The organism is Pseudoalteromonas sp. SR43-2, assembly GCF_014163885.1.
Taxonomy (GTDB): domain Bacteria; phylum Pseudomonadota; class Gammaproteobacteria; order Enterobacterales; family Alteromonadaceae; genus Pseudoalteromonas; species Pseudoalteromonas distincta.
Window position 1 is genome coordinate 164522 of record NZ_JACJED010000003.1, and the last position, 16532, is coordinate 181053.

13 protein-coding genes are annotated in these 16532 nt (G+C 37.8%); 5 read left to right on the forward strand and 8 right to left on the reverse strand.

Annotation, left to right across the window (positions count from 1 at the left end; all coding sequences use genetic code 11):
• The first annotated feature begins 4 nt into the window (after positions 1-4).
• Together rlmF and ltaE are read left to right on the forward strand one after the other, a co-directional pair.
• Positions 5-937: a 23S rRNA (adenine(1618)-N(6))-methyltransferase RlmF gene (rlmF, locus tag H5120_RS03745; protein ID WP_182673630.1), complete on the forward strand. Its 933-nt coding sequence runs from the start codon at positions 5-7 to the stop codon at positions 935-937.
• Between the two features lie 40 nt (positions 938-977).
• Entirely contained in the window at positions 978-1982 is a 1005-nt protein-coding gene (gene ltaE / locus H5120_RS03750) for a low-specificity L-threonine aldolase (protein WP_182673631.1), read from the forward strand.
• On the opposite strand, the gene H5120_RS03755 is transcribed toward ltaE, so the two are convergent.
• The 8 genes from H5120_RS03755 to H5120_RS03790 form a co-directional block, all read right to left on the reverse strand.
• On the reverse strand, positions 1965-2549 hold the full coding sequence (locus H5120_RS03755) for a thymidine kinase (protein WP_154902930.1): 585 nt from the start codon (positions 2547-2549) through the stop codon (positions 1965-1967). The genes ltaE and H5120_RS03755 overlap by 18 nt on opposite strands.
• A gap of 93 nt (positions 2550-2642) precedes the next feature.
• Entirely contained in the window at positions 2643-3395 is a 753-nt protein-coding gene (locus H5120_RS03760; RefSeq protein ID WP_259397815.1) for an amino acid ABC transporter substrate-binding protein, read from the reverse strand.
• 114 nt (positions 3396-3509) lie between these two features.
• Positions 3510-3980 (reverse strand): methylated-DNA--[protein]-cysteine S-methyltransferase, encoded by a 471-nt coding sequence (locus H5120_RS03765; protein WP_182673633.1) that lies wholly within the window; start codon positions 3978-3980, stop codon positions 3510-3512.
• Positions 3980-5332: a DNA-3-methyladenine glycosylase 2 family protein gene (locus H5120_RS03770; protein ID WP_182673634.1), complete on the reverse strand. Its 1353-nt coding sequence runs from the start codon at positions 5330-5332 to the stop codon at positions 3980-3982. Before H5120_RS03770 ends, H5120_RS03765 begins: the two co-directional genes overlap by 1 nt.
• Positions 5333-5406: 74 nt before the next feature.
• Positions 5407-6018 carry a superoxide dismutase gene (locus tag H5120_RS03775; protein WP_182673635.1) on the reverse strand — a complete coding sequence of 204 codons (612 nt, stop codon included), beginning with the start codon at positions 6016-6018 and terminating at the stop codon, positions 5407-5409.
• Between the two features lie 22 nt (positions 6019-6040).
• Positions 6041-6547 (reverse strand): hypothetical protein, encoded by a 507-nt coding sequence (locus H5120_RS03780; RefSeq protein WP_182673636.1) that lies wholly within the window; start codon positions 6545-6547, stop codon positions 6041-6043.
• Positions 6548-6626: 79 nt separating this feature from the next.
• The gene (locus tag H5120_RS03785) at positions 6627-7109 is read right to left on the reverse strand and encodes a GNAT family N-acetyltransferase (protein ID WP_002958990.1); all 483 of its coding nucleotides are present in this window, start codon (positions 7107-7109) and stop codon (positions 6627-6629) included.
• Between the two features lie 12 nt (positions 7110-7121).
• Entirely contained in the window at positions 7122-11885 is a 4764-nt protein-coding gene (locus H5120_RS03790; RefSeq protein ID WP_182673637.1) for a PAS domain-containing protein, read from the reverse strand.
• Between the two features lie 251 nt (positions 11886-12136).
• Between H5120_RS03790 and H5120_RS03795 the strand changes: the two genes are divergently transcribed.
• The 3 genes from H5120_RS03795 to H5120_RS03805 all read left to right on the forward strand — a co-directional run bounded on the left by H5120_RS03795 (position 12137) and on the right by H5120_RS03805 (position 16396).
• Positions 12137-13015, forward strand: coding sequence for a cation diffusion facilitator family transporter (locus H5120_RS03795; protein WP_182673638.1), 879 nt, complete (start codon positions 12137-12139; stop codon positions 13013-13015).
• Between the two features lie 102 nt (positions 13016-13117).
• Positions 13118-14188 (forward strand): PepSY domain-containing protein, encoded by a 1071-nt coding sequence (locus tag H5120_RS03800; RefSeq protein WP_182673639.1) that lies wholly within the window; start codon positions 13118-13120, stop codon positions 14186-14188.
• 72 nt (positions 14189-14260) lie between these two features.
• A complete protein-coding gene (locus H5120_RS03805) occupies positions 14261-16396 on the forward strand; it encodes a TonB-dependent receptor (protein WP_182673640.1) in 2136 nt (711 codons plus the stop codon).
• Positions 16397-16532 lie beyond the last annotated feature (136 nt).

Consider the following 16532-nt stretch of genomic DNA (forward strand, 5'->3'; position numbering starts at 1 on the left):
AGCCATGAAAGAAAATAAAGCACGTTCAAAATTACACCCTCGTAACCTACATAAAAATGGGTACGACTTCGATTTATTAACAACAGAGCATCCTGCTCTACTGCCCTTTGTTATAACCACACCTGCAGGGACTAAAAGTATTGATTTTAGTGATAACAAAGCCGTTAAAACACTTAACCAAGCTCTTTTAAAAGCACATTATAATATTGATTTTTGGGATATTCCCGAGCACAACTTATGCCCGCCTATACCTGGGCGTGTTGACTACATTCACTACTTGGCCGACCTATTAAGTGATGATAACCAACAACAAATACCTTTAGGTAAGCAAATTAAAGTACTTGATATTGGTACTGGTGCTAATTTAGTTTATCCGCTTACTGGTACAAGTGAATATAAGTGGCATTTTACCGGGACTGATATTGATACAGCCTCAGTAAAAATAGCAAAGCAAATTGCTCAGTTTAATGGTTTAAAAATAAGCCTAAAACAACAAAAAAACGCATCACATATTTTTAAAGGCGTTATAAATCAAAAAGATCTATACCATTTAACGCTCTGTAACCCTCCGTTTCATGCAAGTGAAGAAGAGGCAAGTAAAGGCAGTGAACGTAAATGGAAAAACCTAGGAAAAACACCCAGTAGCACGCTTAACTTTGGTGGCCATAATAATGAATTGTGGTGTGAAGGCGGTGAAGTACAGTTTATCTCTAATATGATTAAAGAAAGCGAAGACTTTGCAGAGCAAGTACTGTGGTTTACATCGTTAGTCTCTAAAAAAGATAATATTGCAGCCCTTGAAGAAGTATTAAAAGCTCACCCAATAGCACAGTATAAAATAGTTGATATGGCACAAGGTCAAAAAATTAGCCGCTTTATTGCATGGACCTACTTTGATAAAGACACTCGTGAGCAAATTTGTAGCGAGCTTGATTAATACCAATTTTATTGAAAATAATAAAAAGGATAAGGCAATCATGATAGATTTTCGCTCTGATACAGTTACAAAACCAACAAAAGAAATGCGCGACATTATGTACAACGCACCGGTTGGTGACGATGTATATGGTGATGATGAAAGCGTTAACCAACTAGAAGCCTATGCGTGTAAGCGTTTTAATTTTGAAGCCGCACTTTATTGTAGCTCAGGCACACAAGCCAACTTACTTGGGTTAATGGCGCACTGTGAGCGAGGTGACGAATACATTTGTGGCCAAAATGCTCACAATTATAAGTTTGAGGGCGGCGGCGCAGCTGTATTAGGATCTGTTCAGCCACAGCCTATTGAAAACGAAGCTGATGGCAGCATCCCTTTTAGTAAAATAGCGGCGGCTATAAAACCAGACGATTGCCATTTTGCAAAAACGCGATTGCTCAGCTTAGAAAATACCATTGGCGGAAAAGTACTCCCGCTTGAGTACTTAGCCCAAGCACGTGACTTTGTTAATACGCATAGTTTAGCGCTGCACTTAGACGGCGCACGTGCTTTTAATGCCGCTGTTGAGCTAAAAGTTGATATCACTGAAATTACAAAACACTTTGACTCAGTTTCTTTATGTTTATCTAAAGGTTTAGGTGCGCCCGTAGGCTCTTTATTATTAGGCTCACCAGCATTTATTAATAAAGCAAGACGATGGAGAAAAGTACTTGGTGGCGGTATGCGCCAAGCCGGAATGCTTGCAGCTGCCGGGCAGTTTGCACTTGAGCACAATGTAGAGCGCTTAAAATACGATCATGAAAATGCACGTTATTTGGCTCAACAATTAAGTGAAATCAGTGGTTTTACTGTCGATATGACTAACACCACTAATATGGTTTACGCAACATACAGTAGCAGTATAAATATTGAAGATATTGCTGAAGCGCTTAAACAACAAGGCATATTATTTAGCCCAAGCAAGCAGCTTAGGCTAGTTACGCATTTAGATATAACCCGCGAAGATATTGATACATTTTTAAATGCTTTATCGGCCCATATTTAACGCGGCTTTATAATGTTTGCGGCATACCGAAACATATCGGTCATTGCCGCCAATTTCTACTTGGTTACCATCGGCTATTGCTTCGCCATTTTCATCGGTACGCAGTACATGGTTTGCTTTACGTCCACAGTGGCAAACAGTTTTAAGCTCAACTAACTTATCAGCCCACGCAAGCAAATATTGCGACCCTATAAATAGCTCGCCTCTAAAGTCGTTACGCAGGCCATAACACAATACCGGTATACCGAGCTCGTCAACCACATCGGTTAATTGCATTACTTGTTCTTTTGATAAAAATTGGCACTCGTCAACTAACACACAATGGCGCTTTTTATCATTATTGAGTGATTGAATAAGATCAAAAACATCTTTACTAGCATCAAATACATGCGCATCAGCTTGCAAACCAATACGAGAAGATACTTTACCCACGCCTTGTCTATCATCAATGGCAGCAGTCAGGATCACAGGTTCCATGCCACGTTCTTTATAATTAAATGCAGATTGTAATAACGTGGTTGATTTACCTGCATTCATTGCAGAGTAGTAAAAGTATAATTGAGCCATTGTGGTGCCATTTTATAAAAAGTGCGCTTATGCTACCTTAATATTAAATTAATACCAATTTACAAACGCGAATTTTATTTTGTCAGGGCCTGTTTATTTAAGTGTTTGTAAGTATTTAATATACACAGGTGCACTTTCAAATTTTGATAACCACTGCCACATTTGCAAGCTTAGAGCATTATTTTCTTCGTAGAATTTTTTTGAAAATACAAGGTAACCATGGCTGGTTTCGTAAGGGGGATAAATAGGTTTAACATTATTACCCTCATACGGATAACTCGACACTTTTAAGCCATCTACTTGGCATAGATCAACGCTCGCTTGCACTACCCCCTTATCTAGCAACTCAAAAGCTTTGCTTTTAGAAAACGTATTATGAATAAAAAATGGTTCTTCTTTTAACGCGCTATTTAGCCCATAACCATTAGGAATAGCTATCGTAAATGCTTTATTTTGAAATACTTCACGAGTCTCCCATTCCTTATGAAATTTATAACGCCCTATAAGGCAGCTGCCAAATTCACTTACTGCGTAGTCATCTTGTAACTTACCTTGCTCATCAACAGGGTAAACAGCAACGTTTTCTCGCCCTTTGCGGTAACTTGCAATAACAGCATTAACTCGATTAAATTCTAAATCGTTTAAGCATCTACGCCATGGCTTTCTAACAAATGATATTGCTACATTGGGCAATGCTAAATCAAGTTTTTGAAGTATTTCGATTGATGCACCAGGTTTATCTGTTGGTATATTTTGGCCATCACCTAAAAACATGGGTGCTATGTTTTTGTCTTCGTAACAAAACACGAGACTTTGCGGCTTGCTAAACGCAGTAGCGGTAAACATTAAACTGACAATAAAAGAGTAAACTAAGCTATTAATACGCATAATAATTTTTATTAGTTGATTATTTAAATTATAGGTTGAGTTAAGCAGACTGGCTATATTTTATCAATTAATTTACATTAATCCTTCGTGTTTCAGCAACCACAGTTTCCTTTCAAGCCCACCAGCATAGCCCGTTAACTTTGCATTTGCGCCAATAATGCGGTGGCACGGTACAATAATACTAATCGGGTTTTTACCATTAGCAGCGCCTACTGCCCTCACTGCTTTTGGGTTATTGAGTTGGTTAGCAATATAGCCGTATGTTTGCGATTGTCCAAAAGGCACAGTTAATAGTGCTTGCCATACACTTTGCTGAAATACTGTACCGGTTGTATCAAGTGTTACATCAAACATAGTGCGTTTTTTTGCAAAGTACTCATTTAACTGCGCAGCGCAAATAAGCACCGCCTTGTTAGTAACTTGCTCAAATGGCGTATAAGAGTATTCAACTGGTGGATAAAAACCAACGTAACTCACACCTTTATCAGTCGCTTGAATTATTATGTCGTCTATAGGGCTCGAAATTGATGTTTGAATGATCATTATAATTGCTGCCAAAGTTGAAACGTTAAGTAAGAGCGAAAGGGAGCGCAATTAGCAGGCTCAAAAGGGTTTGCCGCCGCTTGAGCTTTTTTAACACCTAAGTCGCCATCAAGTAATATATCGGGTTGGCTTTGTCCTCGCAGCTTTGCATAATTTACTGTCCAAGGACCAATTCCCTTTAAGCTAAGCCATTCGTCTAAATCGTCATTTTCAAGATTTAGTGCACAAAACTGGGCTAAGTTGTGTAGCGCATTTTTGCGTGCTTGTGGCATTTTAAAAAATGCAAAATCACTATTAGCAACAATTTTAGCCGTAGGAAAATAAACGGCAGCGCCCTCTTTTTCGCCTAATTCATCAACTAACTTTGTTACTAAATTATGCGCCGCAGTAACACTCACTTGTTGCCCAAGTACAGCTCTTATACCGGCTTCAAAACTTGACCAAATCCCCGGAAGTCTGAGCCCTTCACACACTGTAAACGCATTGTTTATATTGGCGCTTAAATGCGTTTCAATTAAATTAATATCGGCATCTAAATCAAGTACACGGCGTATATTATTTATAACAGGTTGTAAGTACGCCGTATTGTCTATATTGATAGATACACTAAAGTGGTTTTTATTAGCTATAAATTCAGCGTTAAAGCTTCCTTTATATTTATCACTTGCAAAAGTACGCCCGTAGCTCGTTTGTGTTATCCACTCCATTGGTTTTATCAAGCGCCTTTGTAAAAAGCCCTGCAAAGCAGGCCAATTATAAGGCGGCCTAAATGGTAGGGTTAAAATGAGTGTTGACGTTGGCTTTTTATCGCCACTGCGCAGCTTCGAGGGAGCTATATTTAACTGCTGTAAAAATGCATCATTAAAGCGCCTAATGCTTTTAAAGCCTGCGGAAAACGCTATTTCGGTAAGGGGTAAATGTGTTTCTTGAATCAGTTTTTTAGCAAAGTGGCATTGGTTAAATAATCGATATTGCGTAATCGACACGCCAAAATACTGCTTAAACAACTGCCTTAAATAACGACTACTTATACCTAAACGAGCTGCTAATTTTTCGCAGTCGTGCTCGTCATTTTGATCTATTAACTGTTTTGCTCTTAGTGCAGTCGTTTTTGTACCCTGCCATGCTGCGCTGCCAGGGGCACTATCGGGCCTGCAACGAATACAGGGCCTAAAACCATCTTGCGCCGCGTTATGGGCAAACTGATAATAAGCAACGTTTTTTTCGTGAGCCGTTGGTGCAGGGCAAATTGGTCTGCAATATATACCGGTACTTTTTACCGCTACGTAAAAAAGCCCGTCAAAACGAGGATCGCGACTCTGACGTGCTTTTTGCCAATGTAAAGTGTCCATAAACGGCTCTATAAATTAACCTAATAGAGCCTAGCTTATACAAAAAAACTCACATTACTAGCCATATTCGGCACTCAACTTACTGCGGCTAGGTAGCGTTTTTCAACTTCAGTCCAATTAATTACATTATAAAAAGCAGCAATATAGTCAGGACGCTTATTTTGATACTTCAAATAATAAGCATGCTCCCATACATCAAGCCCCAAAATAGGGGTATTTCCCTGCATTAAAGGGCAATCTTGATTAGCACTATTTTCTACAATCAACTTTTTATCTGGGGTCACACATAGCCACGCCCAACCACTGCCAAATTGACTAATTGCAGCAGCTGTAAATTCCTCTTTAAACTTATCAAAACAGCCAAACTGTTCATTTATTGCCTGAGCTACACTACCTTCAGGTTCACCTCCTCCTTGCGGGCACATTACTTGCCAAAATAAGCTGTGATTAAAATGCCCTCCTACATGCTCTTGTACTGCTTTTTGTAAATTACTAGGCAGGCTGTTTATTCCCTTAAGTAATTTTTCAGCATTTGCGGTTGCATAAACAGTATCTGCTAAAGCAGCATTGGCTTTATTGATATACGTTTGATGATGCAATGTGTGGTGAATATGCATTGTTTTACCATCAATATGAGGCTCAAGCGCATCGTACTCATAGTTAAGTGCAGGCAAAGTAAAAGCCATAAATACTCCTTTTTCTTTTAAATTAGTGCAGTTGATTGTTTGTAGTGCTCTCTGAGCATAAGCAAAAATTCACTTGCTCTATTAGCTCAGGTAAAAAATGATAGCGTCTTGCAAATAATACAAGTTCAGAGGACGTTTTAGTGTAATGATGCTTACTCACTTTTTGTATATCGTAATGAGTATGCTTAATTAGCGAACAGAGTGTTAAGTGTACTTCGCATAGCCATTTGCATGCATTTTCAGGCTGTTGCAAAGCTATATAGGTATCAGCTAAATTATGCGACGCAACAACAAGTGCGGGTATGCAATGCTCAATAGCATGGATGACATTGTTATTAATCTGAGCATATAAAAACTGCTGAAGAAGATGATCTGCAAGTGTTTTAGCTAATAAGTATTTATCGCGGGCTTCGAAAAGTGCACCTTGTTCAAATGCATAATTACCTTGCATTATATTCGACTGCCAAGGGCTTAATGCTTGATCAAGACAAAGTAAATCTGAGTTGGATTGTTTTTGATTTGAGATCATATAATCATCTGCAGGTTTATTTATGGGCGTGTAGTTAACTTACACACCCACAAGCCTAAATGCAAATGATTTTCATTAACTATTTAGCAAAGTCTAGTAATTCCTGCCCCGTTAAGCGATATATTATCCATTCGTTTTGAGGCTTTGCACCAATGCTATTGTAAAAATCGATAGCGGGTTTATTCCAATCAAGCACTACCCATTCAAAACGACCACAGTCATTACTAATCGCCTTATTAGCTAAGTGCTTCATAATGGCTTTACCTGCACCATTGCCACGGCTATCTGGGCTTACGTATAAATCTTCAAGGTATAGGCCATTTTTACCTAACCATGTAGAGTAATTATAAAAATAGACCGCAAAACCAATTGGCTCATCACCTTCTAAACAAATTATGCTGTGCGCAGTAGCACCATCGCTAAACAGCGTATCTAAAATAGCCTGCTCGTCTGTTTTTACTGCATCCGGTTCTTTTTCATATATGGCAAGTTCGGTAATAAAGTGCAAAATTGTTTTTGCATCACTTGGTTTTGCATCACGTATTATAACGGGTTGGCTCATTGTATTTTTACCTTAAATATACTGCTCTAATTTATCTTTTAAAATATCTAATTGAATCGGTTTGCTCAAGTAGTCATCCATTCCAGCGGTTATACAACGCTCTTTATCAGAGTCCATTGCGTTAGCCGTAATAGCAATGATCCTAATGTTTTTGTGTTGTATACCCGCCATACCTTTACGTATAGCTGCAGTTGCAGCAAAGCCATCCATAACAGGCATCTGGCAATCCATAAGAACGAGTTTAAAGAAGCCAGAATCGTGAGACTCCAATATATCTATCGCTAATTGACCATTTTCGGCAATTGTAACGTCACAATTAAGCTTTTTGAGCATTAATGTAGCCACTTGCCGATTAATTGGATTATCTTCTACAAGTAATATTTGGGTAGGTTCCTGCACCTTTTCTTTTTTAAGAGAGGAAATATAGCCTGAAGTAACAAGTGGGAGTGTCTCATCTGAATCATTACTTGTTATGACTGACAGTGCAGAAATTAAATCGGCAGTGGTTACAGGTTTGGGGAAATATGCCTGAAAGCCTGCATTAGAATAGCGCTGCGCACCTTCCATACCAGCAATACTGGTCATCATTACAAGTGGCATTGATTTATAATGTTCATGTGCTTTTAGTGCTTTACACAGCTCTATACCATCCATTCCTGGCATTTGCATATCAAGCACTGCAATATCATACATACAATTGTTACTTTTATATTGCTGCGCGCACATATCAAGAGCTTCGCGTGCGTCACATGCAAGCGCAACTTTAGCGCCCCAGTGCTCAAGCTGCTGTGAAATTACAATTCGATTTGTCTCGTTATCATCAACAACCAAAACGGTTAGCTCTTCCATATTAATATTAGGAATATAACGTTCTTTTTGATCTCCCGGAGTCAGCATTATAGTGGCAGTAAAAGTACTCCCTTTACCGGCTTCGCTAGTGAGAGAGATAGCTCCCCCCATTAGTTCACAAAGCTGCTTACAAATAGCCAGCCCTAAGCCACTGCCTCCATATTCACGCGTTGTTGATGCATCGACTTGAGAGAAAGGGGTAAATAATTGCTCTTGTTTTTCTAAACTAATTCCTATGCCTGAGTCCTTTATACTTACAACAAACTCTATACCTTGAGCTACTTTATTAATTTTCGCGCTTACAACAACCTCGCCTTGACTCGTAAACTTAACGGCGTTGCTTAATAAATTAGTAATAACTTGGCGAATGCGCCCAGGATCGCCGCATAACTGCGAAGGCTCTAGCGCTACCAGATCCAAAATAATTTCAATACCTTTGTCTTGAGCTGTAAATGCTTGTGCGGCAGCAACTTCACCAATTAAATCACGTCCATTAAAGTTAATCTCTTCAAGCTCGATTTTACCTGCTTCAGCTTTAGAGAAATCTAAAATATCATTAATTACACCCAATAAAGAATGTGCACTTTTTTTGGCTATATCTACTTTTGTTTCTATTGGTTTAGATAACGACTCTAATTGAACAAGCTCTAGCATACCGAGTACGCCATTCATTGGCGTTCTAATTTCATGGCTCATGGTTGCTAAAAATTGGCTCTTAGCAATGGCTGCATCTTCAGCTTTTACAAGTGCTACTTTTAGCTCCTCACTAATTACTTTTCGTTTTTGAGAAACTAAAGTGCTTCCCACTAAAGTAGCTAATGAGCGAAGATACGTTTCTTCACTTTGCGTCCAGTTGTGATGCTCGCCTACTGTTTCAGCGCACAAAATACCTAAATTACCATCGCCTGTTGCAATTACAGCATCAAGCATCGATTTAATATTTAGTGGTGTTACATATACTTTAATAAAATCAACAGTTGCTGAGTGAGTATAAACATCATCAATAGCCACTAAATTATGTTTATAAATAGCATTAAAATAAGCTGGGTAGTCTTTAGCAGTTAAAATAGCGTCGGTATCTACAAACCCTTGACCATTTATATATAAGCAATGACACGTCATCACATCTCGTTTTTCGTTAAAGATCCATATCGAAGCTCGTGTAACATTTAGCACTTCACACATAGATTTAACGGCTAGCTTTTTAACCTGTTCTACATCACTATTTTGCACCTCAGGTGCGACTGTAAGCGCGGCTAAATTTTTGTTATAACGATTTGCTTTTTCGCTCTCAAGTTCAAGTCGTTTATGTGCATCAATACTTTGAAATGAACCAAACACACGTACACATTTACCGTCTTTAAGCTCAGCTTGGCCCATCGATTTAACCCAACGCTCTTGCCCAGAATAGGTCAAAATAATAAGCTCTACACTCCAGCTTTCACCTAAAGTCACTGCGCACTCAAATAAGGTACTTATAGTATCTCGGTGTATGCCTGGTTTATAAAAGTTAATAGCGGTATCTATGCTCGGTTCAAAGTCCTCTGGTACTTCGTGAATAACTTTAACTTCATCAGACCAATAAAGTGTATGCGCATCTAAGTCCATCTCCCATGCGCCAATTTGCCCTTGCTTACTCATTGATTCAAGTAGGCTTTGCTGACGATTTATTTTTAACTGTGTATTGTAACGCTCTGTAATATCAAAAATAAATCCATCTAAATACAATATGCTGCCATCATCTGCGTAAATGGCTTGGCCTTTTTCATTTACCCAATGTAAGGAGCCATCGCGGGCTGTAATCCTATACTCAACAGACCATGACTGCTTAGCGCTAACACAACGTAGAATTTCATCTTTTATTTTTTTAGAATCGTCTTCGCATATCAAATCAAAAAAGCTGGGGGGTTCATCATGTATCAACTCATCAGGTGAATAACCTGTTATTCCACTCGCTTGCTCGCTCATATAAAGCATGCTTAATTTATTATCAAACTTACATCGATAAATAATGCCAGGGATATTTGATACCAAAGATTCAAACCTATCGCGGCTTCCTTGTAGCTCAAGCTCTGTAGATTTTCGTTCTGATATATCTAAATGCGTACCTATCATACGTTTTGGAGAGCCATCGGTATTCCACTCAACTACTTTTGCAGTATCGAGTACCCATATCCAATGTCCATTTTTATGCTTCATGCGGGCTTCACTAACAAAATAGTCAGTCTCACCGGCAAAGTGCTCTTGAAGTTTTTTATTTGATATCACTAAGTCGTCTGGGTGAGCATATGTATACCAAGTATCTATAGTACAAGGCTCAATCTCACTGAGTTTGTAACCTATTATCTCGGCCCAGCGGTTATTAAACGTCACTTTATTAGTATCAATATACCAATCCCAAATACCCACGGCTGTTGAGTCTATCACTAGCTGTAACTGTGTTTTGTGTTGCTCAAGCTCTAGCTCTTGTACTTTCAGGGCTGTAATGTCATTACGAATAGCAATATAGTTTTGCGGTTTTCCATTTTCATCTAAAAATGGTGCAATTGTCGTATCTACCCAATATATGCCACCATGCTTAGCTTTATTGCATATTTGCCCGTTCCATATATCACCACGTTTAAGCGTTTTATACATATTTTTAAAAAATGCTTTTTCGTGTTTTCCTGAATTTAAAAGGCGATGGTTTTGACCTATTAATTCGTGTTCATCGTAGCCACTAATCTCACAAAATTTCTTATTTACAAAAGTGATGGTGCCATGCAAATCAGTTACAGCAACAATAGCGTGTTCATCTAATGCACTTTTTTGCTCGGCTAATTGTTTTAATGCAATTTGAAGTGCAGAGCGTTGCTTTTGTAATATACTTTGTTGCTCTTCTTTTACGGCTACTAAATTACGTAAACCCAATGAAAGCTGGTTAAACTCAATACTGTCGTTTATTACAGGGACTTTTACCTTGTCTCCTTTTGTAATACTTTCAACAATTTTAGCTAAGTTAATTAAAGGTCTAAAAAGTCGACGCCCAAACCACCACGATGACGTTAATATAAGCAGTAATGCCCCCGCATTTGTTAATAAAGCAAGCTGTTTATAAAAATTAGCACCTTGTAGTGCAACTTCTTTTGGTTTTGTTACAAGTAACTGCCATCCAGATTCATTTAAAAACTCTAGAGAATCAATATACCCGTATAAAGTCTCTTCATTTTTATTACTGTAAGAAAAAACACGTTGCGTTGGGGAGCCGTTTTGAGAGAAAAATAATGGTTGAGAATCTTCTGAATTATTATTTTTTTGAATTTTATTATTATGCATAACATAAAATGTTATGTCTTTATTTGCAGCGTGTATTTTACTTAGATTATTTAATAAGCCGTTTAAATTTATATCTGCGAGCAATATGGCTTGTAGCTTATTTTCGGTATTTACTAACGGTAAGCCAATAATATGATACTCACGCCCTGAGACTGTCATTGACTGAAATTGGATTTTACCTGTATTTTTAATACCAGAGAGTATGTTATTAAAACGTTGATCTTTAATAATATTAAAAAAGGGAGATGAAGGTAGTGATTTAACGAGGTTTACATCAATAAGTTCTACATTATTAACAAAGTCGTACTGCTCAACAAATTGCGCTATTAATTGTTGTTTTTTAGTCGGGCTAATATCAAACTGCGCCCTAAGCAAATATAGATCCTTAACGTGCTCTGCAAACCAAATATCAGCAAATTGCTTACCTATATTATTAAGCTCGTTAAGTTCAGCGTCTGCATTTTGCTTAAGCGTGCTATTTACATGTCCAAGGCTAAACCAAGTAAGTATACAAAGTGGCCCTAAGGCTATAATTATAAAGGTTATAATTAACTTACTTCGAACAGACTGTCCTTTACCTGTTAATTCACCAAAGTTTAAACCTTTGTGCATGCTTAATATCCAGCAACTTATAATCATTTAATATTACTTACATTAATGCACTAAATATATAAAGACGCAAGTTTTGAGCGGTAAACTCCTTAAAAAATGGGTGTTTAGCGTTACAATATTAAATTCACACTTTTTAAAATATACGCCTTTATTACTAACTTATAATTAGATTTATTGACGCTACCACATCTGTAGCGGTTTTAAACCAGCCATGATATAAGCAATATTCAATTAATACATTTGAGGTCATTATGGCGCACGATCACTCTCATAGTCATGTAGACGAAAACCAGAGCGATAAACAGCTAACCGTCGCTGTGGTTATTAATGTATTGCTAACCGTAGCCCAAGTTATTGGCGGGGTATTTTCGGGCAGTTTGTCACTTATAGCCGATGCACTTCATAATTTAAGTGATGCTGCCGCTATATTTATCGCGCTCGTTGCACGTAAAATTGGTAATAAACCTGCTGACACCACTCATCATTTTGGCTATAAACGCGCTGAAATACTTGCCACACTTTTTAATAGCAGTACATTGATATTAATTGGTGTGTATTTAATTTTTGAAGCCATTTCGAGCTATTTAAGCCCTCAACCAATTAATGGTTGGATAGTTGTGTGGGTGGCAGCATTAGCATTGATTATTGATTTAGCAACCGCATATTTAATCTACCTAGCTGGCGCAAATCACAGTATAAATATAAAAGCGGCCTTTATTCATAACGTATCAGATGCAATGGCATCTATTGTTGTTATTATTGCGGGCACCTTAATTATTTTATACCAGTGGTATATCGTTGACTTAATTGCCACTGTGCTTATTTCTCTTTATGTAATTTATCATGGCATTTTACTATTAAAGCAAAGCTGCAAAATTTTAATGCAAGCAGCGCCTAGCAATATTGATACAGATGCAATATCACATGCTATTAGTAATGAATTTAATATCGAATCGGTAATGAGCATCAAGCTTTGGCAACTAGACGATAAAGAAAATTATTGCGAGCTTATTATTAGCACTCAGCACGTAATTGATTTAGCCGCAGTTAAAAGTTTTTTACACAACAATTTTAATATCGAAAATTGCATAATAGAAATCCGACCAATCGCGAATAAAAGCCTAATTTAATGTTCTTAATAACAAGCTAAACCAAATACATAACTATTTAATTGAAAACAGCTCGTATTATCATTTACAATATTGTCATTAACTCATAATGAGATACCGTTTTTGAAACTTTGGTTACGTAGAATTCATTTAGGCCTTGCCCTAATTAGCGGACTATTTTTATTAATAGTGAGCCTAACCGGTGCTGTTATGATTTATGCAAAAGACATACAGCACCTAATAGAGCCTGAGAAATGGCAAGTAACACCCCAAAAAAACTTAATGCATTACGATGAACTTATACAAAATGTACAAGCTCAAACTAAGCAAAAAATCACCTTTTTTATGCCCGAACAAGCGCCAAACGCAGCATGGCAATTTCGGTTAGCCAATAAACACTACGCCAGTGTTAACCCCTACTCTGGGAGTGTACTAAACATCTATGAATCAACCGATACGATTTATGGGTTTGCTATGGGATTACATCGTTGGCTGTTGTTTGAAAACAGTAAAGGTGAAAAAACCTTTCGAAATTGGATGTCGGTATGTGCATTGCTACTTTTAATAAATGTATTACTGGGCTTTTATTTATGGGTAAAGCCCAAAAACAGAGTTAAACGTTTAGCTATAAAACCAAAAGCCAAATTTAGAGTGCTCATGTATCAATTACATACAGTGCTTGGTGTTTACTTTTTTATACCGCTTATGCTGATTGCCTTTACTGGTATGGCATTTAACTGGAAAACACAAACTCAATCGGTATTAGAATTTGTGACCTTAAACAAGGTAGAACAAAGACCTAAAGCACCAAAAGTAATAACCCCTTCTCAAGCTGCTTTAAACTACAATGAAGCAATTAAAAATGCAGAGAACGTATTTCCAGACGGTAAATTATATAGAGTTTACTTACCTAAAAAGGATGACGAAGCAATTGCACTGAGAATGCAAAACCCTGGCGAAAGTCACGCTTACAGCTGGGTTTGGACTAACCCATTTACGGGTAAAGTATTAAACTCATTTGACGCCAGTAAAACAAACTTCACAACACAAGCATGGAACTTCAAATATAAGTTTCACATTGGTGATTTTGCAGGTCCTATCGTGCAGTTTTTATGGTTATTAATAGCCCTTTCACTCGCATTTTTTATTGTAAGCGGTGTATATTTTTGGTTAAAACGCCATAAATGGAAATAAATCTCATTAACACTTGCGTCATTAGTTGATAATAATTACCATTACGTAAATTATTATCAACTAAGACACCCCATGTTAAAAACTTCGCTTTGCCTTATTGCTGTTGCAATAAGTACTAACACGTTAGCAAATGAAAATAATAAAAATGAATACAATTCTGATCAATTTGAGCATGTCATTGTTTCAGGCAGCCGTATATCAGAAAGCATTGACGAAGTACCAGCCTCGATCACCGTTATTAATCAGCAACAAATACAACAGCATTTAAAAGTAAGCTCAGAATTGGGAAGTTTACTCGCGCAAATGGTTCCAGGGCTTGCCCCAGATACTGGTAGTTCAAGTAATTCAGGACAAACACTACGCGGCCGTGCGCCTCTAATAATGATTGATGGCGTACCGCAATCAACCCCTCTTCGTAATGGTTCTTTAGGCGTAAAAACGTTAGACGCCAGCGCAATAGCGCGCATTGAAGTCATAAAAGGCGCAACGTCTATTTATGGTAATGGTGCCTCAGGTGGCATTATTAACTACATAACAAAACAAGCGCGTAGTGATGGTAAACCAGAAGGCGAAATAAGTATTTCAAGTCGCTTTAGCGCGGTTAAATTAGCAGAAAGTGGTGGCGGCAGAATAGCGGCTGCAGTAAACGGTAAGCTCGACCAACTAAGCTACCTGTTAACGGCAAGCTATGAAGAAAACGGCGTACAACGCGATGCACAGGGCGATATTTTAGGCTTGCAATATGGTTTATCAGACTCTGAAACTCAAAACTATTTTACCAAACTAACTTATGATTTTGACGACGAAAAGCAACTGCAGTTTAGCTATAACTATTTCAGCTCACAGCAAAAAACTGATTTAGGCGATGTTACTGGCGATGGCAATATAGGAGAAAAAACATACGCTATACATGTCCCCTTAGAGCTTCAAAAACAAGGTAAGCCGCAAGGCCCAGAAGGCAACAAAAATATAACCCTAAAATATGTTGATTACGCGTTGTTTGAAAACACACAAATGACCCTCGATCTTTATAAACAAGATATAGAAAACGTATTCTTTTTCTCCACTAACCTAGCTAACCTCGATGAAGGCTATACCGGTGGCCAATCCGTTATTAAATCAGACAAGCAAGGTGCAAGGGCTACATTTAATAGTCAGTTTGATTTTGAAAACGTAACAGCCACCTTAATCTACGGTATTGATGCCTTAAACGATAAAACATCGCAACCTTTAGTAGATGGCCGTGTATGGGTGCCCGAAATGGACATGGAAAGTGTGGCTGGCTTTTTACAAACCAAATGGGTAATAAACGACGATATTATTGTAAAAGCAGGTGTAAGAAACGAAAGTATTGATTTGAGCGTAAGTGATTACCAAACATTAAAACTGTGTAGAACCCCTTCGCAATGCTCAGTCCCATTAAATGTGCGTGGTGATACCATAAACTATGACGCTACAACGTATAATGCAGGCATAAAATACAATTTAACAGATGCATTCAGCCCATTTTTTAGTTATTCACAGGGATCTGATATTTCTGATATTGGGCGCTTACTTCGCGCTGCAACCGTTGACGATATTGCACTTATTCAGACACAAGCATCTATAATTGACAACTACGAAGTTGGTTTTACTTCACAGTTTGAAAACGTTCGTTTTGAATTTGCACTGTACAGAAGTACTTCAGAGCTTGGCACCAGTAATGAATTTAACGAAGTAACGGGTGTTTACGAACCCGTACGCGCACCTCAAGAAATATGGGGTTACGAAGGTTTAGTTAATTATACTATTAATCAAGAACTTAAATTAAGTGCTACATACAGCTACGTAGAAGGTAAAAACACCGAAGCGGATGAATATTTAGGGGCAAAACAAATCAGCCCGCCGAAAGCCACTGCTAATTTAACATGGCAAACCAACGAAAACTTATCACTTGCAATGAGTTTTTTATATGTAGGCGACAGAAAGCGTTTTGATAAAAATGCGCAAGGCCAATACTCTGGCGATCAAGGCCCTGTTAGTAGCTACAACACCTTTAACTTAAGTGGCCAATACAATGTTAACGCCAGCTGGAGTGGCTATTTTGGTATCGAAAACCTGTTCAATAGCGATTACTACCCTGCCCGCGCACAATCTTACACTTACGGCGGCTATAACATCAAAGGATTAGGCACAACGGCTACCCTAGGTGCTAAATACCAGTTTTAATTAGTAATAGACCCAATAAATAGGCATCATCAGCATGCCTATTTATTAAAAAAATAATATGAAAAGTAGTCTCTCAACTTATTGTTTATAAATACCTCTAGTAATCATTCTCAGATACTAATACAAATAAAAAACT

What these genes read in the sequence shown, in the direction of transcription:
- H5120_RS03770 (WP_182673634.1), bottom strand. Translation starts at nt 5,332, where the DNA reads ATGGACACTTTACATTGGCAAAAAGCACGTCAGAGTCGCGATCCTCGT.
- H5120_RS03775 (WP_182673635.1), bottom strand. Translation starts at nt 6,018, where the DNA reads ATGGCTTTTACTTTGCCTGCACTTAACTATGAGTACGATGCGCTTGAG.
- H5120_RS03785 (WP_002958990.1), bottom strand. Translation starts at nt 7,109, where the DNA reads ATGAGCCAACCCGTTATAATACGTGATGCAAAACCAAGTGATGCAAAA.
- H5120_RS03755 (WP_154902930.1), bottom strand. Translation starts at nt 2,549, where the DNA reads ATGGCTCAATTATACTTTTACTACTCTGCAATGAATGCAGGTAAATCA.
- H5120_RS03795 (WP_182673638.1), top strand. Translation starts at nt 12,137, where the DNA reads ATGGCGCACGATCACTCTCATAGTCATGTAGACGAAAACCAGAGCGAT.
- H5120_RS03780 (WP_182673636.1), bottom strand. Translation starts at nt 6,547, where the DNA reads ATGATCTCAAATCAAAAACAATCCAACTCAGATTTACTTTGTCTTGAT.
- H5120_RS03765 (WP_182673633.1), bottom strand. Translation starts at nt 3,980, where the DNA reads ATGATCATTCAAACATCAATTTCGAGCCCTATAGACGACATAATAATT.
- H5120_RS03760 (WP_259397815.1), bottom strand. Translation starts at nt 3,395, where the DNA reads ATGTTTACCGCTACTGCGTTTAGCAAGCCGCAAAGTCTCGTGTTTTGT.
- ltaE (WP_182673631.1), top strand. Translation starts at nt 978, where the DNA reads ATGATAGATTTTCGCTCTGATACAGTTACAAAACCAACAAAAGAAATG.
- H5120_RS03805 (WP_182673640.1), top strand. Translation starts at nt 14,261, where the DNA reads ATGTTAAAAACTTCGCTTTGCCTTATTGCTGTTGCAATAAGTACTAAC.
- H5120_RS03790 (WP_182673637.1), bottom strand. Translation starts at nt 11,885, where the DNA reads ATGCACAAAGGTTTAAACTTTGGTGAATTAACAGGTAAAGGACAGTCT.
- rlmF (WP_182673630.1), top strand. Translation starts at nt 5, where the DNA reads ATGAAAGAAAATAAAGCACGTTCAAAATTACACCCTCGTAACCTACAT.